This window comes from Stenotrophomonas sp. PI_27, assembly GCF_027854495.1.
Classification (GTDB): Bacteria; Pseudomonadota; Gammaproteobacteria; order Xanthomonadales; family Xanthomonadaceae; genus Stenotrophomonas; species Stenotrophomonas pavanii.
The window spans coordinates 1-25,304 of the sequence record NZ_JAJNOF010000016.1 but is presented as its reverse complement, the minus strand read 5'-3'; the positions used below and the strand labels follow the sequence as shown (position 1 = coordinate 25,304).

At 67.9% G+C, this 25,304-nt stretch carries 16 protein-coding genes and 4 tRNA genes; 14 read left to right on the top strand and 6 right to left on the bottom strand.

Going from position 1 to position 25,304, the window contains the following annotated elements:
• Window positions 1-16: 16 nt before the first annotated feature.
• The 9 genes from LRM18_RS17460 to ychF all read left to right on the top strand — a co-directional run bounded on the left by LRM18_RS17460 (window position 17) and on the right by ychF (window position 7,579).
• Entirely contained in the window at window positions 17-1,702 is a 1,686-nt protein-coding gene (locus tag LRM18_RS17460) for a tetratricopeptide repeat protein (protein ID WP_186815432.1), read from the top strand.
• Entirely contained in the window at window positions 1,699-2,358 is a 660-nt protein-coding gene (gene lolB, locus LRM18_RS17455; protein ID WP_057493424.1) for a lipoprotein insertase outer membrane protein LolB, read from the top strand. The genes LRM18_RS17460 and lolB overlap by 4 nt, the downstream gene beginning before the upstream one ends.
• Window positions 2,355-3,224, top strand: coding sequence for a 4-(cytidine 5'-diphospho)-2-C-methyl-D-erythritol kinase (ispE, locus tag LRM18_RS17450; protein ID WP_049468720.1), 870 nt, complete (start codon window positions 2,355-2,357; stop codon window positions 3,222-3,224). Before lolB ends, ispE begins: the two co-directional genes overlap by 4 nt.
• A gap of 11 nt (window positions 3,225-3,235) precedes the next feature.
• Window positions 3,236-3,312, top strand: a tRNA-Gln gene (locus LRM18_RS17445).
• A gap of 140 nt (window positions 3,313-3,452) precedes the next feature.
• Complete coding sequence (locus tag LRM18_RS17440) at window positions 3,453-4,412, top strand: ribose-phosphate diphosphokinase (RefSeq protein WP_005415400.1); 960 nt, start codon at window positions 3,453-3,455, stop codon at window positions 4,410-4,412.
• A gap of 109 nt (window positions 4,413-4,521) precedes the next feature.
• Window positions 4,522-5,139 carry a 50S ribosomal protein L25/general stress protein Ctc gene (locus tag LRM18_RS17435; RefSeq protein ID WP_005408191.1) on the top strand — a complete coding sequence of 206 codons (618 nt, stop codon included), beginning with the start codon at window positions 4,522-4,524 and terminating at the stop codon, window positions 5,137-5,139.
• 48 nt (window positions 5,140-5,187) lie between these two features.
• A complete protein-coding gene (gene pth, locus LRM18_RS17430) occupies window positions 5,188-5,766 on the top strand; it encodes an aminoacyl-tRNA hydrolase (RefSeq protein WP_164688330.1) in 579 nt (192 codons plus the stop codon).
• 2 nt (window positions 5,767-5,768) lie between these two features.
• Window positions 5,769-6,389, top strand: coding sequence for a DUF4375 domain-containing protein (locus tag LRM18_RS17425; protein WP_270955143.1), 621 nt, complete (start codon window positions 5,769-5,771; stop codon window positions 6,387-6,389).
• A gap of 98 nt (window positions 6,390-6,487) precedes the next feature.
• The gene (ychF, locus tag LRM18_RS17420) at window positions 6,488-7,579 is read left to right on the top strand and encodes a redox-regulated ATPase YchF (RefSeq protein WP_049464661.1); all 1,092 of its coding nucleotides are present in this window, start codon (window positions 6,488-6,490) and stop codon (window positions 7,577-7,579) included.
• A 503-nt stretch (window positions 7,580-8,082) separates the two neighbouring features.
• On the opposite strand, the gene LRM18_RS17415 is transcribed toward ychF, so the two are convergent.
• From LRM18_RS17415 to LRM18_RS17390, 6 genes are all read right to left on the bottom strand, one after another.
• Window positions 8,083-11,352, bottom strand: coding sequence for an autotransporter outer membrane beta-barrel domain-containing protein (locus LRM18_RS17415; RefSeq protein WP_270955142.1), 3,270 nt, complete (start codon window positions 11,350-11,352; stop codon window positions 8,083-8,085).
• A gap of 262 nt (window positions 11,353-11,614) precedes the next feature.
• Window positions 11,615-12,256 (bottom strand): response regulator transcription factor, encoded by a 642-nt coding sequence (locus LRM18_RS17410; protein WP_064237720.1) that lies wholly within the window; start codon window positions 12,254-12,256, stop codon window positions 11,615-11,617.
• The gene (locus tag LRM18_RS17405) at window positions 12,253-15,483 is read right to left on the bottom strand and encodes a hybrid sensor histidine kinase/response regulator (RefSeq protein ID WP_270955141.1); all 3,231 of its coding nucleotides are present in this window, start codon (window positions 15,481-15,483) and stop codon (window positions 12,253-12,255) included. The genes LRM18_RS17410 and LRM18_RS17405 overlap by 4 nt, the downstream gene beginning before the upstream one ends.
• 152 nt (window positions 15,484-15,635) lie before the next feature.
• A complete protein-coding gene (locus LRM18_RS17400) occupies window positions 15,636-16,829 on the bottom strand; it encodes an EAL domain-containing response regulator (RefSeq protein ID WP_049464669.1) in 1,194 nt (397 codons plus the stop codon).
• Window positions 16,826-19,597 carry a response regulator gene (locus LRM18_RS17395; RefSeq protein ID WP_270955140.1) on the bottom strand — a complete coding sequence of 924 codons (2,772 nt, stop codon included), beginning with the start codon at window positions 19,595-19,597 and terminating at the stop codon, window positions 16,826-16,828. The genes LRM18_RS17400 and LRM18_RS17395 overlap by 4 nt, the downstream gene beginning before the upstream one ends.
• Before the next feature lie 163 nt (window positions 19,598-19,760).
• Entirely contained in the window at window positions 19,761-22,499 is a 2,739-nt protein-coding gene (locus tag LRM18_RS17390; RefSeq protein ID WP_270955139.1) for a TonB-dependent receptor, read from the bottom strand.
• 170 nt (window positions 22,500-22,669) lie between these two features.
• On the opposite strand from LRM18_RS17390, the gene LRM18_RS17385 reads away from it, so the two are divergent.
• The 5 genes from LRM18_RS17385 to LRM18_RS17365 all read left to right on the top strand — a co-directional run bounded on the left by LRM18_RS17385 (window position 22,670) and on the right by LRM18_RS17365 (window position 25,257).
• On the top strand, window positions 22,670-23,689 hold the full coding sequence (locus LRM18_RS17385; protein WP_270955138.1) for a cyanophycinase: 1,020 nt from the start codon (window positions 22,670-22,672) through the stop codon (window positions 23,687-23,689).
• A gap of 105 nt (window positions 23,690-23,794) precedes the next feature.
• The gene (locus LRM18_RS17380) at window positions 23,795-24,811 is read left to right on the top strand and encodes an isoaspartyl peptidase/L-asparaginase (protein WP_049464674.1); all 1,017 of its coding nucleotides are present in this window, start codon (window positions 23,795-23,797) and stop codon (window positions 24,809-24,811) included.
• A 137-nt stretch (window positions 24,812-24,948) separates the two neighbouring features.
• Window positions 24,949-25,034, top strand: a tRNA-Tyr gene (locus LRM18_RS17375).
• A gap of 24 nt (window positions 25,035-25,058) precedes the next feature.
• Window positions 25,059-25,132: transfer RNA gene (locus LRM18_RS17370), tRNA-Gly, on the top strand.
• A 49-nt stretch (window positions 25,133-25,181) separates the two neighbouring features.
• Window positions 25,182-25,257, top strand: a tRNA-Thr gene (locus tag LRM18_RS17365).
• Window positions 25,258-25,304: the final 47 nt, after the last annotated feature.

Genomic DNA, 25,304 nt, shown 5'->3' with positions numbered 1-25,304 from the left:
GGCCCCGATGCCGACGATGCCCGCATTGATTCGCATCCCCAGTGTTCTGCTGCTGTCCCTGGCCTGCGCCCAGGCCATGGCGGCAGCGCCGGCCAAGGCGCCTGTACGGGGCCCGGCCACTGAGGAACTGGCGCTGGAACCGGTGATGGCCGGCGAGTTCGCGCTGCAGGCCGGCAAGCTGGCCGAGGCCGCGCGCTGGTACCTGCAGGCGGCCCAGCAGACCGACGGCGATGCAGGGCTGGCCGAGCGCGCCACCCGTATTTCGATGCTGGCCAACGATGACGCCAGTGCCGCCAAGGGCCTGGCCCTGTGGCAGCAGCGTGCGCCGGATTCGTTGACCCTGCGCAGCGCCGCCGGTGCGCTGGCCATGCGCCAGGGCGATGTGAAGGCGGCCCGCAGCGCGTTGCAGGCCCTGCTGGCCGACCCCGACGAGCGCGGCTGGAAGTTCGCCCTGGCCGCACTCATCGGCGGTGGCCGCGACCCGGCGGTGCCGGCGCAGGTGCTGGGCGAGCTGGTCGATGCCAATGCGATTCCAGCGAAGATCGAGGCCTGGCAGGAGTTCGGCCGTCTCGCCCTGCGCATGGACAAGCCCGAACTGGCGCGTCGCATGATCGATGAAGTGGTCAAGCGCTTCCCCGAAGAACCGCGTGTGGCGCTGCTGCGTGCCAGCCAGCTGCAGCAGGCCGGCGAGACCGACAAGGCCCTGTCGCTGCTGCACGACGTCGAACCGAAGACCCGCCAGGACCCCGAGCTGCGCAACGCGGTGGCCATCGCCTATGACAGCCTCGGCCAGCCGGCTGCGGCCGAGCGTGTGCTGGCGTTCGGCCCGCAGGACGTGCAGACCTGGGGCATGCGCGCCTCGCTGCTGGCCAAGCAGGGCGACAAGGCGGCGCTGTCCAACCTGTACAACGAACTGTCGCGGCAGGCGGCCAAGCCGGACCCGGCGCAGCGCCTGTTGCTTGGCAAGATCGCCGAGTACCTGAAGCGCTACCCCGAAGCGGTGCAGTGGTACCACAGCGTGCCCGGCGGTGATGAACTGAGCGAGGCGCGCCTGCGTGCGGCCAACGCCCAGGCCCTGGCCGGGCGCCTGCCGCAGGCCCTGGATGAAGTGCACGCGATCCAGTCCGACGCAGTGGTCGACGACGATGTGCGCCGTGACGCCTATCTGCTGGAAGCCGAACTGCGCCAGCGTGGCGACGACAGCGCCGGTGAACTGGATGCGCTGGCCCGCGGCCTGGCCGCCTACCCGGATGACAACGGCCTGCTGTACGCACGTGCGCTCACCTGGGAGCGCCGCGACGACATCCCGCGCGCCGAGGCCGACCTGCGCAAGATTCTGGTGACCGACCCGGAAAACGTGCCGGCGCTGAACGCGCTGGGCTACACCCTGGCCGACCGTACCGGCCGCCTGCAGGAGGCGCTGGAGCTGATCGACCGCGCCCGCGTGGCCGAGCCGGACAACGCCGCCATCGTCGACAGCTATGGCTGGGTGCTGTATCGCCTGGGTCGCAAGGAAGAGGCACTGGTGCAGCTGCGCCGGGCCTGGACCCTGGCCAAAGACCCGGAGATCGCCGCCCATGTCGGTGAAGTGCTGTGGGTGCTGGGCAAGCATGACGAGGCCCGCCATTTCTTCGACGAAGCGGCCAAGCTCGATCCTGAAAACCGCGCGCTGCTGCGCGCCCGCGAGAAATTCAATCCATGAGTGTTTCCCTGATCCGGCCGCTGCTGCTGGCGGCTGCGACCCTGGCGGTGACCGCCTGTACCAGCGTGGGTACGCAGAAGACCGCGCCACCGGCGGTGGTCCAGACGGTTTCGGCCGAAGCGGCACAGGCCGAAGCGGCCCGCGTGGCGGCGCTGCACGCGCAGCCGGAGTGGGCCTTCCAGGGCCGGGTCGCGGTCAGCAAGGGCAAGGACGGCGGCAGCGGTCGCATTGACTGGAAACAGGACGGCCGCCGCTACGTGGTCGAACTGAGCGCGCCGGTGACCCGGCAGAGCTGGAAGCTGACCGGCGACACCCATTCCGAAGCCGGCCGCCTGGAAGGGCTGTCCGGCGGTCCGCGTGATGGCGAGGACGCCCAGCAGCTGCTGCTGGAGGCGACCGGCTGGGACATCCCGGTCAACCAGCTGCCGGAGTGGATCCGAGGCCTGGTGGCCGGCGACGCTGCCGGTCCGGAGGCGGTCGAGCGCGACGCTGACGGCCGGCCGCGCCGCATGCAGCAGATGGGCTGGCAGGTGCAGTACCTGGACTGGTACCCGGCTGAGAGCGGACGCCCGGCGCTGCCGCGCCGGATCGAGGCCAGCAATGGCGACGCCAAGGTGCGCCTGCTGGTGGACCAGTGGGGGCAGGGCACGCCATGAGCGGGGCTGCCGACGACGCGGGCTGGTCCTGGTGGCCGGCCCCGGCCAAGCTGAACCTGTTCCTGCACATCACCGGCCGCCGGGCCGACGGCTACCACGAGCTGCAGACCGTGTTCCGCCTGCTGGACTGGGGGGACCGCATCGGCCTGCGCCTGCGTGAAGACGGCCAGGTGCATCGGCAGGGCGAGGGCCTGGCCGGCGTGGCCGAAGCCGATGACCTAGCGGTGCGGGCCGCGCGCCTGCTCCAGGAAGCGACGAAGGTCGCGCAAGGTGCTGACATCATCGTCGAAAAGCACGTTCCTGCCGGTGGTGGGTTTGGCGGCGGTTCGTCCGACGCGGCCACCGTGCTGGTGGTACTGAACCGGCTCTGGCGTGCCGGCCTGGATGAAGATGCCCTGGCCGCGCTGGGCCTGCGCCTGGGCGCCGACGTGCCGGTGTTCGTGCGCGGGCGCAACGCCTGGGCCGAAGGGGTGGGCGAGCGCCTGCAGCCGATCACGCTGGCCCCGGCCTGGTATGTGGTGGTTGAACCGGGCGTTCATGTTCCCACGCCGGTCCTCTTTGCAGACCCGGATTTGACGCGCGACAGCCCAGTGGCGAAAATAGAGGACTTCGCTTCCGGGACCCTGGTCGGGAACGCGTTCGAACCGGTGCTGCGCCGCCGTGAGCCTGCCGTCGAGGCCGCGCTCGCTGCGTTGAGCGGCATCGGCACGGCGCGGCTGACCGGTTCGGGAAGTGGTTGTTTCGTCGAGTTCGCATCGCAGTCTGCCGCAGAGCAGGGACGGTCGAAGTTGCCGAAGGAGTTGCGGGCAAGGGTGGCAGCGGGCGTTGCGCGTTCGCCACTGCTGGATGCACTCGAGCAACACTGATTTATCAATGCAGGGGCGTCGCCAAGAGGCCCAAGGCACCAGGTTTTGATCCTGGCATTCGTAGGTTCGAATCCTACCGCCCCTGCCAATAGCGGCTGTGTCCGCGCCTTCCAGCGCATCGCCCGCGCGGGACGTGGATACAACCGCGGTGTTGTCAGCAGCAAGGGTCCATCGGGGTCCTTGCCGACTCCGGATCCCCGCCACTCGTCCCCGCCCGAGACAATCATGATGCAAGAGTCCCCGAACCTGCTGGTCTTTTCCGGCAACGCCAACAAACGTCTGGCGCAGAACATCTGCAAGGAACTGGGGGTTCGCCCGGGCAAGGCGCTGGTCTCGCACTTCTCCGATGGTGAAGTGCAGGTGGAGATCGAGGAGAACGTCCGCAAGCAGGACGTGTTCGTGATCCAGCCGACCTGCGCGCCGAGCGCGGAAAACCTGATGGAACTGCTGGTGCTGATCGACGCGCTCAAGCGCGCATCGGTGGCCAGCGTGACCGCCGTGGTGCCGTACTTCGGCTACTCGCGGCAGGATCGCCGCATGCGTTCCTCGCGCGTGCCGATCACCGCCAAGCTGGCGGCGAAGATGTTCAGCACCGCTGGCGCTGATCGCGTGCTGACCGTCGACCTGCACGCCGACCAGATCCAGGGTTTCTTCGATATTCCGGTGGACAACGTGTATGCGTCCCCGCTGCTGCTGGCCGACATCTGGCGCGCCTACGGCACCGAGAACCTGATCGTTGTGTCGCCGGACGTGGGCGGCGTGGTCCGCGCCCGTGCGGTGGCCAAGCGCCTGGATGACGCCGACCTGGCGATCATCGACAAGCGCCGCCCGCGTGCCAACGTCTCCACCGTGATGAACATCATCGGTGACGTCGAAGGCAAGACCTGCGTGATGGTCGATGACATCGTCGATACCGCCGGCACCCTGTGCGCCGCTGCCGCTGCCCTGAAGGCGCGCGGTGCGCTCAAGGTCGCCGCCTACTGCACCCACGCGGTGCTGTCGGGCCCGGCGGTGGACAACATCACCAATTCCCAGCTCGACGAGCTGGTGGTGACCGACACCATCCCGCTGAAGGACGCGGCGCGGGTGTGCAGCAAGATCCGCCAGCTGAGCGTGGCGGAAATGCTGGCCGAAACGATGCGCCGCATCGCCTTCGGCGAGTCGGTCAGCTCGCTGTACGTCGACTGAGTTTTTCGCCCCTGCCGGCAACGGCGGGGGCATACCCGGATGCTTCTGGTCGCGGAAGCATCTTCAACCGCCACGCCGCAGGGCGCGGCAACAACCTGAGTAGTCGAAAATGTCGAAGACCCATGAAATCAAGGTCACCAAGCGTGAACTGCAGCGTAAGGGTGCGAGCCGCCGCCTGCGTCACGCCGGTGTGATCCCGGCCATCGTGTACGGCGGCAACGCCGAGCCGGTCGCCATCAGCCTGGATCACAACGAAATCTGGCTGGCCCAGCAGAACGAGTGGTTCTATGCCTCGATCCTGGACCTGAACCTGGATGGCCAGGTGCAGAAGGTCCTGCTGCGTGACATGCAGCGCCACCCGTACAAGCAGCTGATCATGCACCTGGACTTCCAGCGCGTGAACGAGAACGAAGCCCTGACCGCTTCGGTCCCGCTGCACTTCGTCAACGAAGACACCTCGCCGGCCGGCAAGGCTGCCGACGTCGTGGTCACCCACGAACTGAAGGAAGTGACCATCACCTGCCTGCCGAAGGACCTGCCGGAGTCGATCGAAGTCGATCTGGGCGAGCTGAAGGCCGGTGACGTGGTGTACCTGTCCGACATCAAGCTGCCGAAGGGCGTGGAAATCCCGGCCCTGGCGCTGGGCAAGGACCACGACGACGCCATCGTCACCGCCAAGGCCGGCAAGGCCGACGAGGCTGACGAAGAAGCGGCTGCCGCCGAGTAATACCGTTACGGTGCCTGCCTCCGGGCAGGCACCGTACTGGAAGGAACCATGGCAGGACTGCGACTGATCGTCGGTCTGGGCAACCCCGGATCGGAACACGCCCGGACCCGGCACAATGCCGGGTTTCATTTCGTTGAGGCCCTGGCGGAAAAAGCCGGTGCGCGATGGAATGTGGACAGCAAGCTGTTCGGTGAGACCGCCAAGGTCGAGATCGCCGGGCAGACGGTGTGGCTGCTCAAGCCCGCCACCTTCATGAACCTCAGCGGCAAGTCGGTCACCGCCGCGCAGCGGTTCTGGAAGATCGAGCCGGAGGAAACCCTGCTGGCCCACGACGAGCTGGACCTGCCGCCCGGTGCGGCGCGGCTGAAGTTCGACGGTGGCCACGGCGGCCAGAACGGCCTGCGCGACACCATGCGCCTGCTGGGCCACGGCAGGTTCCATCGCCTGCGCGTGGGCATCGGCCATCCCGGCCACAAGGACCGCGTAGTGGGTTGGGTGCTGGGTCGCCCGTCCAAGGAGGATGACGTGCTGATCGCACGCGCCATCGACGATGCGATCGACGTGCTGCCGCTGGCGGTGCAGGGCGATTTCAACGAAGCGATGAAGCGGCTGCATACCCCGCGCTGACCATGACCGACCCGCGTACTCCCTGCACCGTGTGTGGCGCCATGATCCTGCTGGCGACGGCGGCCCGGAACGATGGGCTCTGCATGCCGTGCCGGAATGGCACGCGGCAAAGCATGGAAGAGGCGAAGGTGCGAAACAAGGAAATGCGCGAAGAGCTGGACCGATACGAGAATTCCGCTGCAGGGCGCCACTGGAACTGGCTGGTGGAACAGGAAGGCGGTTCGGGCTGTGGATTCTCAGGAATGTTGACGCCAGATCAGAGCTACTTCGCGGTTTCGGTGACAAGTAGCGAAGTCTGGCGTGGCGGCATTGGTACGTACTTCGACAGTTACTCGGGTGCCTATTACGAAGAGACGCTCGCAGGTCTTGAAGAAATGGGGCTGGTCGAATTGGGCGACGTGCTCAAAGAAGCCAAGATGGTGCTGTTCGGTGACGACGCCGTGCCCAAGGATGAAAGTGTCCGGTGGGAGAGAATGTACGGTCAGCATAATGAGTTGCCGGACGGTGTCGAAGCTCTGCTGGACCGCTTGAGCCAGAGATTTTGTGAGACTGAGGAGAGGCTAGGACTTTCTGCTGCACTGCAGACCTACGCTGAGAAGCACAAGCTGTACGCTGCGTTCTAGCTTGGGCTACTGGAAGGACGATTGGGGATTGAGGGCATGCCCGCAGGCGAGCCTTGAATCCCGAATCATCCACTTACACTCAAACCCGGATTCAACCAATGGGTATCAAATGCGGCATCGTCGGCCTGCCCAACGTCGGCAAGTCGACCCTGTTCAATGCGCTGACCAAGGCGGGCATCGCCGCGGCGAACTTCCCGTTCTGCACCATCGAGCCGAACGTCGGCATCGTGCCGGTGCCGGATCCGCGCCTGAACGAGCTGGCGGGCATCATCAACCCGCAGAAGGTCATCCCGACCGCGGTCGAGTTCGTCGACATCGCCGGCCTGGTCGCCGGTGCCGCCAGCGGTGAAGGCCTGGGCAACAAGTTCCTGGCGCACATCCGCGAAGTCGATGCCATCACCCACGTGGTGCGCTGCTTCGAGCATGGTGACATCGTGCACGTGGCCGGCAAGGTCGACCCGATCTCGGACATCGAAACCATCGACACCGAGCTGGCGTTGGCCGACCTGGACAGCGTCGAGAAGGCGCTGAACCGTGCCGAGCGCGCGGCCAAGGGCGGCGACAAGGATGCGGCGGCGCGCAAGCCGGTGCTGGCCAAGCTGCAGGCGGCACTGTCCGACGGCAAGGCCGGTCGCTCGGCCGGACTGGACGACGAGGAAAAGGCGCTGGTGCGCGACCTGTTCCTGCTCACCCTGAAGCCGGTGATGTACATCGCCAACGTGCTGGAAGACGGCTTCGAGAACAACCCGCACCTGGACGCCGTGCGCGCGCACGCCGCCGCCGAGGGCGCGCAGGTGGTGCCGGTGTCGGCCGCGATCGAAGAAGAGCTGTCCCAGCTCGACGACGAAGACCGCGATACCTTCCTGGCCGACCTGGGCCTGAGCGAGCCGGGCCTGAACCGCGTGATCAACGCGGCCTACAGCCTGCTCGGCCTGCAGACCTATTTCACTGCCGGCGTGAAGGAAGTCCGCGCGTGGACCGTGCGCAAGGGCGCTACCGCTCCGCAGGCCGCCGCCGTCATCCACACCGACTTCGAGAAGGGCTTCATCCGCGCCGAAACCATCGCGTATGACGACTTCATCAAGTACAAGGGCGAAGCCGGCGCCAAGGAAGCCGGTCGCCTGCGCCTGGAAGGCAAGGAATACCGCGTGCAGGAAGGCGACATCCTGCACTTCCGCTTCAACGTCTGATCCAGCGGCATCGGATCGGCCCCGGACGCCCCGCCTTGTGCGGGGCGTCTGCGTTTCTGGCGATGGACAAAAATTCACCATGCTGCGAAACGCTTGCGGCGTGATGTTCGCCGGCACTTGTCCACAGCAAACTCCCATCGCTTTCCACGCCGGGTGTGGAAAACCGGCGAAGCCGATGTAGCGCCGAGCCCATGCTCGGCTGCGATGGACGTGAGCCGAGCGTGGGCCCGGCGCTACACGCCTCAATCGTTCCGCGTGGACAAAATTCCGCCACGCATCGAAACGCTTGCGTGGCAACATTCCCACCCACTTGTCCACATCAAATCCCAACCGCTCTCCACGGCGCATGTGGAAAACCGCGGATGGGCATGGATAAAAATTCACCAGCCTTTGAAACGCTTGCGCCGCAACGTTCGCGGTCACTTGTCCACATCAAGTCCGCATGGCTTTCCACGCGGCGTGTGGAAAAGCGCCCGGCATTCCCTTGCCGGGCACGTCCCGCATCACCAGGTGTACGACACGCCCAGCTGGGCACCGACATCGCGGAAGCCCATGCCACCGCTCTGCCGGCTCAATTCACCCCAGCCGCGCCAGCCACCGGACAAATCCAACTGTACACCGGCCTTGGCTTCGTAGATGTCGCGCGGCAACGGCCGCTGCAGGCGCTCGCCGTCCATCGCCAGGCCCGCGCCATTGCCGCCGGACCACCAGTTCACCGCCACGTACGGGTGCACCTGGCCCTGCGCCGGGCTCAACCCACGGCTGTAAAGACGCAGGCCGAGGCGCGTGCTGGTCTCGCCACCGCCACGGTCTTCGACCACCGTGCCGTTGGCTTCGATCAGCCGGTCGCTGTCGTAGCGGCTGTGCACCACCTGCAGCTGCGGTTGCAGGTAGACGCCACGCTGCGCGGTCTGGCGCAGCGGCAGCACGTAGCCGGCCTCGGCCGACGCGCTCCAGTTGCGCGCGTCATAGCGCTCCTTCTGCAAGCCATCGCCCTGCACGCTGTTGCGGAAGCGGCCGTACTGCAGCCAGCCATCCACATAGGCGCCACCGCGCATCTGCGCATCCTGCAGCCAGGTGGCATAGGCACCGACGCTGGTGCCGGTGACCACGCCGCGTGCGGTGTAGCCGGTCAGCTGCGAGCGGCTGTCATTGCGGGCGCGGCCGTGGCCAAGCATCGCACCTGCCTGCAGTTCGCCGGTACCGCCCACTTCGAAGCGGCGTCCGACGCCGACCAGCACACTGCTGATCTGCCCATCGACGTGCACCTGGCGGTTGCGGTCGTGGCTGTCCGGCTGCGCGCTGCGCAGGTGCAGCCAGGCCACGGCATCGCTGCTCGCGCCGGCCTCGGCGGCGGGATCACCGGCGCGGTCGTGCAGGCTGTGCCGGAACATGCCCAGCGCGGCGTTGCGGTTGGCCAGGTAGGCCGACGGTTCCGGGCGTTCCACCTGCGGGCGCGGCGGATCGATCGGCGGTTCCGGTGGCAGCGGCGGATCGACCGGCGGTTCCGGCGGCAGTGGCGGATCGACCGGCGGTTCCGGCGGCGACGGCGGATCGACCGGGGGATCGGGTGGCTGCGGCGGATCAACCGGCGGCTCCGGCGGATCGACCGGCGGCACGTATTCCGAACGCAGGTACCAGTTGCCGTCATCCGGGGTCGACACGCCGCCCTTGAACAGGAAGTAGTCGTAGGCACCGGCAACCGCGCGGCCCTGCAGGCTGAACTGTGCATCCGACTGGCCAGCCACGGTGATCAGGCGGATGCCCTCCTGGGTCAGTGCTCCGGCGCCGCCGGCGTTGCGCACGCTCACGCTGGCAGTGCCGCTGCTGTTGCCGTTGATGACAAGCTGATCGCCGAGCGAGGTGTCGTCACCCAGTGCGCGGTTGAAGATCCACTGGCCACCGTTGCCCACGTAGTCGCCGCTGACAGTGACGGTCTTGAAGCCGTCCGCCGCCGGCGCATCGAAGGCGATGGTGCCGGCGTGATCGAGGGCGCCGACGCTGGAACTGGCACGCACGTTCCATTGGCTGCTGCCATCCAGCGACAGCTGCGCGACCTGGTAGCCGGAATCGCTGCGCAGGGCACCGCTGAAGAGCGTGCCGTTGCCCAGCAGCAGGTGCACGTCGGCGGTTGCGCTGTCGACCACCACGTCGCCGCGCAGCGTGCTGGCGTCGGCGTTGAAGTCGATGCGGCTGGTCGCCACGCTGCTGCCGTCGGTGAACACCGTGTCGCTGACCCGCAGCAGCCGGCCGTCGCCATCGCCGGCGGTCACCTCGCTGCCCTTGACGGTCAACGCATGATTGCTGCCCTGCAGCCAGAACGCGGCGCCGCTGGCGGTCTCGATATGGCTGTCGTTGAAGGTGGCGCGGTTCCAGTAAGGGCCGAACGCGGTCAGGTACGAACGATAGCCGCCGCTGTTGCTGCCGGTCATGCGGATGTCCAGGCGATCGGCCTGGGTCAGCCGTGCGGTGTTCATGTGCACGATGCCGAACACGTTCTCGCCGTCGCCGCGGATCGCGACGCTGTCGAGCAGCGCGGTGGCGGTGGAGCCCCCGATGAACACGCCGCCGCCGCCGTCGCCGCGCACATCGATCACGTTGCCGGTGGCTTCGATGCGGCTGGCGGAGCTGCCGGTGGAGCCGGTCACGCGAACACCATAGGTCGCATCGCCGTGCGTGGTGATCCGGCCGCCCTGCACCGTGGCGGTGCCGCCGTAGATCTCCACGCCATGGCCGTAGCTGTCGGTCCAGGTGTCGACGCTGCTGTCGGTCAGCTGCAGGCGCGACGCATCGCTGGCCAGCCAGAAGCCGGAATATCCTTCGCGTACATCGAAGGTCGCGTCGCGGGCGGTCAGTTCGCCCCAGCTGTTGATGTTCACGCCATAGCCGCCGACGGTGAAGAAGCTGCCGCCGTTGATCACCGCGCTGGAATAGGTCTTGCTGAGGGTGCTGCCGAGCAGTCGCATGCTGCCGCCCACCGAATGGGCTTCCACGTTCTCCAGCAGCAGGCTGCCGCCGCTGTCGATATCGAACCAGCCGCCCTGCAGGTAGGTGTCGTACAGCTCGGCGCGGCTGCCTACGCCGTCGGCCGCCACGCCGGCAAGGATGCCTCCGGGGGCAAGGGTGATGCGGCTGTTGCGGATCGTCAGCAGGCCGGCGCTGTCGGCGCGCAGGCGGGCACCGCCGTCGGCGCTCATCTGCAGATCGGCCAGGTGCAGTTCGCTGCCCTTGCCGGACGCACCGGCCAGCGTGCCACCGGGCCCGGTCGTTGAAAGACGGCCCCCGGCATAGTGGATCACGCCACCGTTGTAGGCCTGCACGCTGCCGAATCCGCTGCCGTTGCGGGTGGCATCGATGTCGACATCGCGTGCGTCGATCACACTGCCAGCGCCATTGGCGTACAGCGCATAGAAGCCCGTACCGGTGGCCGGCGCGATCGACAGCGTCGCGTTGCGCAGCTGCACCTGTCCCCCATTGCTGGCGGACACGGCGCTGCCACTGCCGGTCACGTTGATACGGCTGCCGTCGATCACTGCCTGGCTGCCCGCACCGGTGACGGTCAGCGCAAAGCTGCCGGCGGCATGGGTGAGGACATCGTCCGCGCCGAGTTGCAGGGTATTGCCGTCGCTGACCTGCAGTGGGCCGGTCAGATCGGCCGCGTGGACCGGCAGTGCCGCCCACAGGGCGGTCGCCAGCAGGCTGGGAAGGAGCGGGGCAGGCGCGCGGCGCGCGCGCCCGGACGCACGGCGGCGCCGTGTAGGGGAGGCGTACATGCTGTTGGACTTCCTGTGGCAGGGCGCAGCACGGCTGCGCGAACTGGCGCGGCAGGGCCGCGTCGCTGCGGAAGCCACATGCGATGGCAGCTGCAGGCGCCATCGGGCTTCCGTCCCCCACGGCGACGCAGTGCTGCTGGCACGCGCACCATGGCGGGATGCATCCAGCCTAGAAATCGGCGCCGTCCTATGGAATCAGGCGTTTCCTAAAGCCACTGCGGGCCCGCGTACAGCACCCGCGCGATTCAGCCCGGAGTCGGTCTCAGGCGAACAACGAGGCCTGCAGGCAGTACTCGATCAGCGCCTGGTCGCTGTCCACGCCGAGCTTGCGCATCGCGCTGATCTTCTGCGTGCTGACCGTCTTGGCACTGCGTTGCAGCTGTCGTGCGATCTCGCCCACGCTCATGCCGCCGGTGAACAGGCGGATCACTTCCAGCTCGCGCGGTGACAGGCGCGCACGCACGGCCTCGGCATCGGCCGGTTCACCCGCGTCTACCGGCAGCAGGCCCGGGGGCCGGTAGACCCGGTCGGCCAGCACCACGCGCAGGGCCTGTACCAGGCTGCCCAGTCCATGGCTCTTGAGCACCACGCCGCCGGCGCCTGCGGCATACATCGCCGCCACCAGCGACGGGTTGGATACCATCGTCAGCACCAGCAGGCGTGTCTCCGGAAAGCTGCGGCGCAGGAACGAGATCAGCTTGATGCCGTCCCCGAAGTGATCACCCCCGGGCATGCTGTAGTCGGTGATCACCGCCTGTGGCCGGGTCCGGGTCATCAGCTCGATCAGCGTCGCCGGGTCGGCCGCTTCGCCCACGACCTCCAGGTCCAGTTCCCCGGCCAGCACGTCGCGGATGCCGGCAAGCACGATCGGGTGGTCGTCGGCGATGAGGATCCGTGTGGTCATGGCAGGGCCGGGTCGTCGGGAAGGGAAGGGGATGCGGGGTCAAGCAGGGGGTGCAGCAGTTGTTCGAGGCGCCGCTGGAAGCCGGCAAGCGGGGCCGCCTGGGTCGCCAGGTCAGCGCCGCCCGCCAGCGCATGTTCGATCTGCAGGCCGCGGTCCACCAGGGCTGGCGCGCCGACGATCACCAGTGCGCCGCGGATGCGATGCAGTACCTGCACCACGCGTGCGGAGTCGGCGGCGGCGATCGCCTGGCGCAGGCTGTCCAGGTCGCCCTGCATGGTCTGCACGAACAGCGCCTGCATCCTGTCCGGAACCTGCAGTGGCGCATCATCATCATCGCGCGCATCGGCGGAGGCCGGGCTCTCCGGCAGCGCCTGGACGCCTGCGTCGCCCTGGCTGATCCGGGTCAGCAGGCGCTGCAGGGCTTCCAGCGTGATCGGCTTGACCAGTACGCCCTGCATGCCTGACTCCTGGCAGCGTTGTCGCTCGGCCGGGTCGGCGTTGGCGGTGGCGCCGTGGATCGGTACGCGGGCACCGCGCGCGCGCAGGGCACGGGCCAGGCCGTACCCATCCATGCCGGGCATGTTCAGGTCGGTCAGCACCAGCGCGAATGCACCCTGCTGCCAGTAGCCCAGCGCTTCATTGCCATCGCTGGCGACCACGGCGCGGCAGCCCAGCTGCTCCAGCTGGTCGCGCAGGATGGCCTGGTTGATCGGATTGTCCTCGGCTACCAGCACCTGCAGGCCGAAGCGCCGCGGCAGGGGCAGGCGTCCGTTGGCACTGGCCGCCAGCGGCTGGCCTGCGGCGGCGGCCAACGCCATCACGATCGCATCGAACCGATGCAGTCCCACCTGCCAGAAGCCATCGATCTGCCGAGGCCGCACGCCGCCGTCGCGGCAGGCGACCACGCGCGCGCCACCGGCCCAGTGTGGCAGCGGACCGTCCAGGACCAGGTCAAGCAGTACCGCAGCCGCTGGCAGGCCCGTGGCGCTGTCTTCCCGGTACGCGCCGGCGTGCGCGCCGCGCTGCTGCAGGCGCTCGCACAGCGACTGCACCAGCTCGCGCACATTGCCGCGCACCTGTACCTGCAGCCCCGCCGGCAACTGCGGTGCCGGGCATTGCTGCGGATCCGCCGGCGCCGGGGACAGCGGCAGTTCGACGCTGAAACTGCTGCCCAGGCCACTCTCGCTGACCACGCGCAGCTGGCCTTCCATCAACGCCACAAGGTGCGCACAGATGGCCAGGCCCAGGCCGGTGCCGCGCATCGCGTCGGTGCCCGGGTTGGCCTGGAAGAAGGGCTCGAACAGATGCGCCTGGTGTTCACTGGCAATGCCGATGCCGGTATCGGCCACCTGCCACTGCAGCCAGCAGCGCTGTGCCTGCCAGCGTGCCGACACGCGCACCACCACGCGTCCGCTGTCGGTGAACTTCAGCGCGTTGCTGATCAGGTTGTTGAGCACCTGGCGGATCCGTGCGGCGTCACCGCATACCCTGGAGGGCACGTCGGCATCGATGCAGGCGTAGAACTGCAGCCCCTTGCTGGCGGCCGCGGCGGCGTACGAGTCGAGTGCATCTTCGGTCAGCCGGACCGGATCGAACGGGCTGGGCTCCAGGCTCAGTTGTCCGGCCTCGGCCTTGCTGACATCGAGGATGTCGCTGATCAACTGCATCAGGGTCGAGGACGAACGCTGGATCGTGGCGAGGTACTCCTGCTGCCGCGCATCCAGCGGCGTGAGCCCCAGCAGTTCGAGCGTACCGAGCACGCCGTACAGCGGCGTGCGGATCTCGTGGCTCATGGTGGCCAGGAACTGGCTCTTGGCGCGGTTGGCCTGGTCGGCAGCGCGGCGCGCCTGCTGCAGTACCTGTTCGGCCTCGTGCTGGCTGCTGAGATCGATGAACAGGCACAACACCGCCGGCTCGCCGCGATAGCGCGCCGGTGTCGCCGTCACCAGCAGATGGCGGTCCTCAGGCGTGGTGTAGGCCAGTCCGTCGCCGAGGGTGGTGCCGCCAGCGGCCAGCACGCTTTGCCGCCAGGGGCCATGCCAGCCGCCTGCGTGATGGTCCTCGCCCAGCCAGCGGCGGGCGAGGGCGTTGTCCAGCAATACCGTGCCATCGTCGCGCCGCAGCAGGCACAGCCCGATCGGTGCGTTGTCCAGGATGGTGCGGCTGAAGGCCTCGCTTTCCAGCAGGCGCGCGTGGTGGCTGCGCAGCGGCTCGATGACCGAACGCCGGTACGCGCGCAGCAGCAGCGTGCCACCCAGCGCCAGCAGCAGGGCCGCCACCGTCGCGCCGAGCAGCGGCCCCTGCGGGTGCTGGAATACCTGGCGCCAGCTGACGTGGTAGACCGCCTGCCAGCCGCGCTCGCTGCGCATGCGGAACTGCAGGCCGTCCAGGCCGGCCCGCGTGGCGGTGCCGGTGTCGCTGGCGTCTGCGGCATCGCCCAGCAGGCGCTGGCCCTCAGGATCGAACAGCGACAGCCGCTGGAACACCGGGACACCCAGCACCTGGCGGTAGTCATCAACACGCGCCGGATCCAGCAGGCACGCCAGCGCGGCCTGTGAATCCCGGCCATCCTCCCCCCATAGCCGCGCATCCTGTGGCGCGTGCGCGATGGCCAGCAGGCGGGTCTGGCGGTCGCGCCAGGGCACGCTCACCCAGGCGATGCCGCCACGCCGCAGCGCGGGCCGCGTGGCCAGCGCCCGGTGGATGTCGGCGATCGCCGGGCGCAGGTGATGCGGGCTGTTCTGGCCGGCGTCATGACGGCCGACCTGCACCGGTGCCAGCAACCCGCGCGTGCCCTGGCCGTTGACCAGCAGGCATTGCGGCGGTGGGTAGCGCGAGGCCGACCAGAACGTGCCATAGAAGCGCAGGAAACGGTTGCCCAGTTCGGACGGCGGCGAAGGGCTGGCGCCCTCGCTTCCGACCATCGCAAAGTGCGCGAACAGCGGGCCGTGTTGCAGTTCGCCGCTGGCATCGGCAAGCGGTGGCCCCTGCATGCCGACGTCATGCAGCCGCCATTGGCGCAGGAAGCGCTCCTGCTCGCGCAGCGTGCCGTCCAGGCGGCGGAAGTGGAACTCGATCTTGCTGCGCTCTTCGTTCAGCAGCTGCGAACCGGCCGACAGCAGCAGTCCGGCCTGCAGGGTCGCCAGTGCCACCACGCCGATCAGCACGGCATGGACGCGCAGCGAGCGGCGGGCGAGTCGGCGGACGGGAGCGGCCTCGGCCGGCATGGCAGGTCTCGGAGCAGGGGGCGCACAGCGGCACCGGTAGCAGCAGCGGCACAGGTCCCCCCGCCGCAGCGCAGACAGGATCATCAATGCCGCTTGATGGTTTCGTGAAGCCGCCGCGGAGCCGGCGTCAGCGCAGCGCGGCCCGCAGGCGGTCATCCACAGGGCGCTTCCTCGTCCAGCAGGCGGGTGAACTCGTCCGACGGCAGCGCCTGCGAGATCAGGAAGCCCTGCACCTGGCTGCATCCGAGCTGGCGCAGTGCGGCCAGGTCCGCATCACTTTCCACGCCTTCGGCCACGATGGTCAGGCCCAGTTGGTTGGCCAGTGCGATTACCGTCGACAGGGTCAGGTGCAGGGCAGGATCACGGGCGCAGCCGCTGACCAGCGCGCGGTCGATCTTGACCTCGGTGAAGGGGGTATTGACCAGATTGTGGACCGAGCTCAGGCCCTGCCCGAAATCATCCTGGGCCAGGCCGAAGCCTTTCATGCGCAGCCGGCAGGCCCCGGCATAGAAATCACTGACGTGCCGCGTGGTGCTGTTCTCCATCAGCTCGAAGCACAACTCACCGGGGCTGCCGCCGTGGGCCAGGGTCAGCGCCAGCAGTTCATCGGGCAGGTCCGACTGTTCCAGCAGATGAGGCGGCAGGTTGATCGATACCGGTACCCGGAAGCCCTGCTTGCGCCAGCGTGCCTGTGCGCTGATGCTGGCCTTGAGCATCATCCGCAGCAGTTCGCCCTCCAGCCCGTGGCGGCAGATCGCCGGCAGGAAGCTGCCAGCGGCCAGCGTGCCCAGCTGCGGATGGCGCCAGCGCACCAGGGCTTCGGCCGCCACCACCCGTCCGGACTGCAGCGATTTCTTCGGCTGGAACCAGGCCGTCAGGCTGCCGTCGGCCATGGCCTGGCGCAGTTGGGATGCGTCCGGTTCGGGCGCTGCCGGTGCGCGCGCGGGAACCTCGCCGGCGGCCGGGCGCGCCTGCGCCAGGGCCTCGAACAGGGCGTCCACGTCGGCCGCCGCCACCGGCTTGGGCAGCAGGCCGATCACATCCAGCCCCAGCGATTCGGCCATGAGCCGTGCCGAGGTCATCATCCGCCGCGGCGCCGCACTGACCACCGCAAGGCGCGGCGGACGCGGCTGGGCCGCAAGGGCCTGGATGAACTGGATGCCGTCCTGCCCGGGCATCAGCAGGTCACTGACCACCAGGTCGTAGGGCTGGCACGCACACAGCGCGATGGCCGCCTCGACGTCTTCGCAGGCATCGACCTGGACGTCGGCGCGGCTGCCGAACAGGTTGGCCAGGAAGCCACGCTGGAAGGCCTGGTCTTCCAGGATCAGGACACGCTGGGTCATGCGGGGTCTCCTTGGCGCAGGGCGGTGAGTGCCTTGCGCAGGCGGGCGATGTCGATGGGTTTGCTCAGGTAGCCCTGCATGCCACTGGCCAGGCAGCGCTCGCGTTCCTCGGCGGTGGCATTGGCGGTGGCGCCGATCACCGGCACCAGGCTGCCGTCATCGCGCAGCTGGCGGGCCAGTGCGTGGCCGTCCATGCGCGGCATGTTGATGTCGGTCACCACCAGGTCGAAGCACTGATCGCGGCACCGCTGCAGGGCTTCCACGCCGTCCTGGGCCAGCTCCACCTCGCAGCCCAGGGTGCGCAGCTGCTCGGCCAGGATCACCCGGTTGATCGGATTGTCCTCGACGGCCAGCACGCGCAGGCCCAGCGGCATCGGTGGCGCCAGGCGGGCGGGCTCCGGCTGCGCCGCACGTTGCCGCTGCACGTTGGCCAGCGCATTGCCGATCGCGGCCATGCCGTGCAGGGTCACCACCAGGCTGCCATCGGCCGCGACGATCGGCTGGTCACCGCCCTCGATCGACGCCACCACGCGCGGTCCTGTCCACGCCAGCGGCATCCCGGCTTCGCCATCGAGCAGGATCGCGCCATCATGGTCCAGCAACGCCGGGTCGCCCTGCAGGGGCTGTGCGTTGGCGCCCCAGCGACGAAGCCATCCACAGGCACTGTCGACCAGCTCGCGGTTGCGGCCGCGCACCAGGATCGGCGGGTCCGGCAGCAGCGCGGGCCCGTCTTCGGCGGCGGCCAGGACCGGCAGCGGCAGGCGGACGCTGAAGCTGCTGCCCAGGCCCGGCTCGCTCACCACCTGCAGTTCGCCGCTCATCAGGCGCACCAGGCGGTCGCTGATGGACAGGCCCAGTCCGGTGCCCTGCGCGCTGGCCGCACCGCGCACCTGCCGGAACGGTTCGAACAGGCGTGCCTGCTCCTCAGCGGGGATGCCGACGCCGGTGTCGGTGACCTGCCAGGCCAGCACGCTCGAATCGCCTTCGCGCTGGACCTGGCGCACGCGCAGTACCACCCGGCCATGCTCGGTGAACTTGATCGCGTTGCTGAGCAGGTTGGCCAGCACCTGGCGGATGCGGTCGGCATCACCGAGCACCCGCGTCGGCAGGCGCGGATCGGTGCAGACCAGGACCTGCAGACCCTTGCAGGTGGCCGACGCGGCGAAGCTGCGCAGCACGCTCTCGGTCAGTTCGCGCGGCGAGAACGCCGCCGGTTCCAGGCTGAGCTGTCCTGATTCGATCTTGGAAACATCCAGCACGTCGCTGATCAACTGCAGCAGGACCGACGAGGAGCTCTCGATGGTGCGCAGGTACTGCGACTGCCGGGCATCCAGTTCGGTATGCCCCAGCAGTTCCAGCGTGCCCAGCACGCCGTACAGCGGGGTGCGGATCTCATGGCTCATGGTGGCCAGGAACGCGCTCTTGGCCTGGTTGGCCGCATCGGCGGCCTGGCGCGCCGACGACAACGCGGCCTGGGCCTGGCGGTGCCGGGAAATATCATGGAAGACGCACAGCAGCACGTCGTCGCCCTGGTAGCGGCAGGCCGCGTGCAGCACCTGCAGCTGGCGCCCATCGCGGGTGGTGAACTCCAGCCCACGCCCGCGTTCGCCGGCGTGCCCGCGCCACGGAGCCTGCCAGTCGCTGTGCTCGCCTTCTTCGCCCAGCCAGTCACGCAGCAGCTGGTTGGACAGCAGCAGCGCGCGGTCGTCGCGGCGCAGCACGCAGATGCCGACCGGTGCCATGTCGATCACCGTCGAACTGAAATCCAGGTTCTCCAGCAACCGGCGGTGCTGCTGCAGGGCCGGCTGGATCAACTGGCGGTCCACGCGATGCTGCAGCAGGTACAGCGCGACGCCGGCCAGCAGCAGCAACAGGAGGCAGACCAGCAGAGGCGCGGCCAGGTCGCTCAGCAGCAGTGGCGGCGGCAGGTGGTAGACCAGCCGCCAGCCATCGGTGCCGACGCCCTTGACCAGCGCCACGCCACGCGGCAGACCGCCGCTCCACAACGTGCCGAAGCTGTCGTTCTGGCGCTGTTGAAGGGTCGTCCAGCCCGCGCGGTCCAGCCGCGGCGCCTGGCTGGACAGTGCGGGCTGTCCAGCACGGTCCAGCAGCGCGTAACCGCCGATGCCCTGGCCATCGATCATCCCCGCCGCTGCATCGGCATCAAGCAGCAGTACCAGCCACTGCGCCGGCTGCGGACCGGCCTGCACCGGCTTTGCCAGTGCAACGCCACGCTCACCCGGGCGCAGCCAGTACACCGGGTCCGCGCCCGACAGGCTGCCGTTGCGCGCCTGCAGTGCACGCAGCGATGGCAGGCGCGCCAGGTCGACGTCGACCGCGTCGCCGGCCAGCCAATGTGCACCTCGCGCATCGACCAGCAGCAGGTGCGTCTGCAGCGCCTGCAGCGTGTGCTCGGCGCGTGCCGACAACAACAGTCGCTGGCCCGGCTGGCCGCCGGGGCCATCCAGCGCCACCTGGCGCATGCCTTCGCTGTCCGCAGTGGGCGCATCCGGGCGGCCGGCCAGCACCGAATCGCCCAGGTACCGCAGCAGGGCTTCGCGCTGGTCGAAATAGATCTGGGCCTTGTAGGCGGCGGCATTCATCTCGCGGCGATGGGTCGAGATGTCCTCGGTGAACGCCGTGAGCAGGTAGAACCCGGCCGCCGCAGCCAGGCAGAGGAAGACGCACACGGTCAGGCAGCGCAACAGCACCGACGCGGTGGCCGATGGCACGGTCTGCTGCAGCGAAGGGCGGGGAAAGCGGAACATGCAACGATGCTAGGGAGCGGCGCGGAAGGCGCGGAATCAGCCGTTTCCTAAAATCCCCTGCGGCCGGGCCGGGCTGAAGCACACACGCAGGCGCCGTTCAGGTGGCGGAAAAAAAGAACCCCCGCCGGAGCGGGGGTCTTCTGTGTCTGCGCTGGCCGGGTGCTTACAGAGCGCTGCCACCGAACTTGTGGGTGTACTGCAGGTTGATCGTGCGCCCCACGCTGTCGAACCAGGACACGTCGTAGTACGGGTATGCAGTGTAGGTACGGTCCTTCGGCGGCATCTTGTTGAACACATTGACCACCGACAGCGACAGGCGCGAATGGTCGTCGACGCGGTACTGCAGCGATGCGTTGTAGCGGTAGGTTGCCATCACGTACGGGCTGTCACCGCTGTCCCAGTCGAACACCTGGTCGTAGCTGTCCGAGGTCGGCAGCTTGCCCAGGCGCGAACCGTACACCGTCGCCGACCACGCATCCTTTTCCCAGGTCACGCTCAGGCCGGTCTTGGTGCGTGGGATGTCGAAGCCGCTGTTGACTGCGAACTGGTCTTCGCTGCGGTCGCCCGGGTAGCGCTGGAAGTCATGCTTCTTCACCCAGGTGTGGGTGCCGTTGAAGATGAAATCGCCGATCCCTGTCTGCAAGCGGTAGCGCAGGCCGACGTCGATGCCGGAGGTGGACTCGCGGGCGACGTTGATCGGCTCCACGCGCACGCCATACAGGCGCCCGTCGTTGCTGCGGGTAATGCGTGCCAGCGCGTCCACGCAGGTCGGCGAGGTGACGTCGGCGCTGCCGAGGCGGCAGTTCGCTTCGTTGGCCAGGATCGTGCGCACATCCATGTCCTGCACCTGGTTGCGCATGTCGATGTCGAACCAGTCCACCGACAGGTCCAGGCCGATCGCCGGCGACCAGACCACGCCGGCGCTCCACGAGGTGCTGGTTTCCGGGTCGAGCTGGCGGTTGCCGGTGCGGCTGCGGATCAGGTTGCGCTCGTAGTCGGCACAGTCGCTGGCACCGTCGGCGCGGCAGCTGTACAGGTCTTCGGCGCTGGTCTCGTCGTTGCCCGGGCCGGCGAATACATAGTGCAGGTCAGGCGCACGGAACGCGGTGCCATATGAACCGCGCACCAGCAGCGTGTCGATCGGGCGCCATTCCAGGCCGCCGCTCCAGGTGGCCTTGCCGATGGTGTGACCGGAATAGCGGTACTGGTCGTAGCGGCCGGCCACGCTCAGGTTGACCGTCTCGTGCAGCGGCATGCGCAGCTCCGCAGCGGTCGCCCAGCGGTTGCGAGAACCGTTGCCGTCCGAATCCTTCCAGCTGTAGTAGTAGTACTCGGTCGCCAGCGGATCGGGATTCAGCGAGTAGGCCTGCTGGCCTACTTCCACGGTCGCGGCAAACCCGGCGTCGCCACCGGGCAGGGCGAACAGGGCCGAATTGGTCAGGGTGAAGGCGGCGGTCTCCGTGCGCGACTTCGGGGTGTAGGTGGTACGCGCGGCGATCGAGTCGTACTCGGCGCGGGTCAGTGGCCGGTACAGGCGCGACGGGTCGGCGTTGTAGATCGGGAAACCGTCGTCATCCACGCCCAGCTGCGGGCCGAGGAACAGGTCATTGGCCTTGGCGGCAATGATCTGTGCCCAGCTGATCCGCGACTGGTACTGCGAATGGCTCAATGCCGCTTCGTAATCCCAGTTGCCGGCCAGGTTGCCCTTGAAGCCAGTGGTCACGCTGAAGGTCTTCTGCGTGCTGCGCACCATGGCATTGCGCAGGCCACCCATTTCCTCGGGGGAGAACTGGCGCTGCCAGAACTCGATCTCGCCGGTGGCTTCGTTGTTGAAGTAGCCCGACTCGTCACCGTTGGCATCCATCCGGCCCCACTTGGTGACGTCGCGCATCAGCGAAAGCGTGTGGTAACCCAGCTGCACGTCCGCGAACCACTGCTGGCCATTGTCGAAGTCGTAGCTCAGCGACGCGTAGCCGTTGGCACCGCGGCGCTTGCTGAGGATGGTGCCATAGCCGATCGAGCTGTCGCTGCCACAGTAGTAGCCGTACTTCGGGCGATAGGCGCGATAGGTGCTGCCCTGGTTCTGGCCGGACAGCGCTTCGCAGGTGGCCGCGCCCGGGTCCAGGTAGTCATCGTTGTAGTCGGTGCGCAGGTACGCACGGCGCGCGATGCGCGAGCCCTCGGTGGGGCCATCCTGGGTCGAGTCCTGGATGTCACGCTCATAGGCCCACAGCGGGGTCTGCGACTGCAGTTCGACGCTGTAGACGGCGTTGAAATTGCCACGGCTGAAACCGCTGGCCAGGCTCATGTCGAACGACTCGCCACCGCCTTCGGTGGTGGTGCCCATGCGCATGTCGATGGTGGTGCCGTCCGCCTTTTTCTTCAGGATGAAGTTGACCACGCCGGCGATCGCGTCCGAACCGTAGATGGCCGACGCGCTGCCGGTCAGCACTTCGATGCGCTCGATCATTCCCAGCGGGATGTTGGAGACATCGGTGAAGTTGCTGCGGCCCTTGAACGGCATCGGGAAATCGGCGATGCGGCGGCCATTGACCAGCACCAGCGTATGGTTCGGGCCCAGGCCGCGCAGGTCCACCTGCTGCGCGCCCGGCGAGAAGTCGGCGCCACTGGAAGACTGCGGGCTCTGCGTCTCACCGCCGTTCTGGGTCATTGCACGCAGCACGTCCGGCACGCTGGTGAAACCGCTGGAGCGGATCTGCTCGGCGTTGATCACCGTGATCGGGGCCGGGCCTTCCACCTGGGCGCGCGGAATGCGCGAGCCGGTGACCTGCACCGCGTCCAGTTGTTGAACCGAAGAGGAAGCCGGTGCCTGGGCCGCCGCGGAAGCAGCCACGCCCATCAACGCCAGCTGGATCGACCACGCCATCGCCTGTCTACGCATGAGGAATTCTCAAAAATGATGCCGGCCCGCAGAGGAGGGGCCCTGTCCCCCATTCATATTTCTGGAATGGGCGCGCGCATTTAACGCCTTTTTCATGTCCTTGACTACCGGGTGTCTATCTGGCAAAGAGTGAAAACGCTTGCAAGTCGATTTTGTTCAGGGAGATCAAGATGCGACCCCTCTACAGGCTCCGGCGCGGTGTCTTCCTCTGGCTGCTGTCGCTGGTCCTGGCCTGGCCGTCCGCGAGCCCTGCCCAGGACCTGCAGGGACCGGGCTTCGCCTACTACGAAGTGGGTGACCTGGATGCGCCGAGACCCGGTCCGCGCGTACCGGCGATGATGCTGATGGGCGGTGGCGAATGGGTGCCCGAGGCCTTCCAGTGGTGGCTGAAGCAGGCCGGCCATGGCCGCGTGCTGATCCTGCGGGCCTCCGGCAAGGACGAGCTGCAGGACCGTCTCTATCACCAGATCGGCGGCACCACCGCCGTGCAGACCCTGGTCTTCGACAGCCGTCGCGGCGCCGACGATCCGGCGGTGCTGCGGGTGGTGGCTGCAGCCGATGCGATCTTCATTGCCGGCGGCGACCAGTCGCGCTACATCCGCTTCTGGAAGGGCACCGCGCTCAACCGCGCCCTCAACGCGCATGTGCGCGCCGGCAAGCCGATCGCCGGTACCAGCGCCGGGCTCGCCATCCTGGGGGGCTATGCCTACGGCGCGATGGACGGCGGCAGCATCACCTCCGCCGGCGCCCTGGCCGACCCGATGGGCCGCGCGGTGACCCTCGACAGCGGCTTCCTGCAGATGCCCTACCTGCAGCGCGTGGTCACCGACACCCATTTCGACAAACGCGACCGGCTCGGACGCCTCATCGTGTTCGTGGCCCGTGCCGCGCTGGAGAGCGGCGACCCCGGCATCGTCGGCATCGGCGTCGACGAGGACACCGCCCTGTGCGTGGAGCCCGATGGCCAGGCACAGGTCTACAGCGCCGACGGCCAGGGCCGGGTCTGGGTGGTCAGCCCCGGCCGCGGTGCCGATCGTCTGGTCGAGGGCGAACCCCTGCGCTTCCATGCCGTGCCGGTAACGGTGGTCGCCAGTGGCAGCCGCATGCGGCTGGACGACGTCCAGGCCGAGGCCGATTACCAGGCCGTGGCCGACATCAGCGATGGCGAAATTGAGTTCACGCTTCGGTAGGGCCGGCCGCTGGCCGGCAACTCACCTTCCCCGATGCGCCCCTTGCCGGCCAGCGGCCGGCGCTACCCTGCAATCCATTCCCTCGTCCTGCTGGAGATGTACCCGATGAAACTGCGTCTGGCCCTGTGTGCGCTGCTGTCCCTGCCGTTGCTGGCCCAGGCCGCCCCAGCGGTCTCGCCGCTGCTGGTCATCCACGGCGGCGCCGGCGTCGAGCGCAGGGACCTGTCGCCGGCCGAAGAGAAGGCCGCGCGTGATGCGTTGCGCGCTGCGCTGCTGAAGGGGCATGCCGAACTGGCGGCCGGTCGCCCGGCGCTGGCCGCGGTCACTGCGGCAATCACCGTGCTGGAGGACGATCCGACCTTCAACGCCGGCAAGGGCGCGGTGTTCACCCATGACGGCCACAACGAGCTGGACGCCGCCGTGATGGACGGCGCCACCCAGGCCGCAGGCGCGGTGGCCGGCGTGCAGCGGGTGCGCAACCCGATCCTGCTGGCACAGACCGTGATGCAGAAGTCCAGGCACGTGATGATGGTCGGGCAGGGCGCCGAAACCTTCGCGGCCGAGCAGGGCATTGCCCTGGTGGATCCCTCCTACTTCCGCACGGAGAAGCGCTGGCAGCAGCTGCAGCGCGCACTGAAGGAAGAGGCCAGCGGCCAGGCCCATGCCGACCTGGAGACCGCAAGGCACTTCGGCACCGTGGGCGCGGTCGCGCTGGACGCGCAGGGGCACCTGGCCGCCGGCACGTCCACCGGCGGCATGACCAACAAGCGCTACGGTCGCGTGGGTGACTCGCCGATCATCGGCGCCGGTACCTGGGCCGACGCGCGCTGTGCGGTGTCGGGCACCGGCTGGGGCGAGTACTACATCCGCACCGCGGCCGCGCACGAGATCTGCGCGCGCATGCGCTACCAGGGGCAGACGCCGGAGCAGGCCGGCAAGGGCGTCATCAACCAGGCGATTCCGCAGATGGGCGGCGACGGCGGCGCGATCGTGCTCGGCGCCGATGGAAAAATGGCCGCGCCGTTCAACACCCAGGGCATGTATCGGGGCTGGATCGGCGCCGACGGCGTTCCCCATGTCGCAATTTTCGCCAGCGAAGCACTGCCGGCTCCCGGGCAATAACCTTGCGTATCAATGGGTTTGCGACGACGTGTGAAAAAGATGGAAAAAAGCGTTGACAGCCCCTCGTCCCATCAGCAGAATAAGCGGCTCACCACCACACACCGCAACGCTTCGGCGGCAACGGGACGGGGTGGTAAGGAGGGATACCCAAGCGGCCAACGGGGGCAGACTGTAAATCTGCTGGCTTACGCCTTCGGTGGTTCGAATCCACCTCCCTCCACCAGTTTCACGTTGTGACATTCCCGGCGCGGGAGTAGTTCAATGGTAGAACCTCAGCCTTCCAAGCTGATGGTGCGGGTTCGATTCCCGTCTCCCGCTCCATTGAATGAACTTTGAATAGTATCGAGTTCATGTCATAATGCAAAACTCGGCTCACGTAGCTCAGTCGGTAGAGCACTTCCTTGGTAAGGAAGAGGTCGAAGGTTCGATTCCTTTCGTGAGCACCATCTTAAGCATCACCTCTCAGACGAATTCGAGATAAGCAGCCATGGCC

Coding starts and splice junctions, on each gene's coding strand:
- LRM18_RS17460 (WP_186815432.1), top strand. CDS start 17: ATGCCCGCATTGATTCGCATCCCCAGTGTTCTGCTGCTGTCCCTGGCC.
- lolB (WP_057493424.1), top strand. CDS start 1,699: ATGAGTGTTTCCCTGATCCGGCCGCTGCTGCTGGCGGCTGCGACCCTG.
- ispE (WP_049468720.1), top strand. CDS start 2,355: ATGAGCGGGGCTGCCGACGACGCGGGCTGGTCCTGGTGGCCGGCCCCG.
- LRM18_RS17440 (WP_005415400.1), top strand. CDS start 3,453: ATGCAAGAGTCCCCGAACCTGCTGGTCTTTTCCGGCAACGCCAACAAA.
- LRM18_RS17435 (WP_005408191.1), top strand. CDS start 4,522: ATGTCGAAGACCCATGAAATCAAGGTCACCAAGCGTGAACTGCAGCGT.
- pth (WP_164688330.1), top strand. CDS start 5,188: ATGGCAGGACTGCGACTGATCGTCGGTCTGGGCAACCCCGGATCGGAA.
- LRM18_RS17425 (WP_270955143.1), top strand. CDS start 5,769: ATGACCGACCCGCGTACTCCCTGCACCGTGTGTGGCGCCATGATCCTG.
- ychF (WP_049464661.1), top strand. CDS start 6,488: ATGGGTATCAAATGCGGCATCGTCGGCCTGCCCAACGTCGGCAAGTCG.
- LRM18_RS17415 (WP_270955142.1), bottom strand. CDS start 11,352: ATGTACGCCTCCCCTACACGGCGCCGCCGTGCGTCCGGGCGCGCGCGC.
- LRM18_RS17410 (WP_064237720.1), bottom strand. CDS start 12,256: ATGACCACACGGATCCTCATCGCCGACGACCACCCGATCGTGCTTGCC.
- LRM18_RS17405 (WP_270955141.1), bottom strand. CDS start 15,483: ATGCCGGCCGAGGCCGCTCCCGTCCGCCGACTCGCCCGCCGCTCGCTG.
- LRM18_RS17400 (WP_049464669.1), bottom strand. CDS start 16,829: ATGACCCAGCGTGTCCTGATCCTGGAAGACCAGGCCTTCCAGCGTGGC.
- LRM18_RS17395 (WP_270955140.1), bottom strand. CDS start 19,597: ATGTTCCGCTTTCCCCGCCCTTCGCTGCAGCAGACCGTGCCATCGGCC.
- LRM18_RS17390 (WP_270955139.1), bottom strand. CDS start 22,499: ATGCGTAGACAGGCGATGGCGTGGTCGATCCAGCTGGCGTTGATGGGC.
- LRM18_RS17385 (WP_270955138.1), top strand. CDS start 22,670: ATGCGACCCCTCTACAGGCTCCGGCGCGGTGTCTTCCTCTGGCTGCTG.
- LRM18_RS17380 (WP_049464674.1), top strand. CDS start 23,795: ATGAAACTGCGTCTGGCCCTGTGTGCGCTGCTGTCCCTGCCGTTGCTG.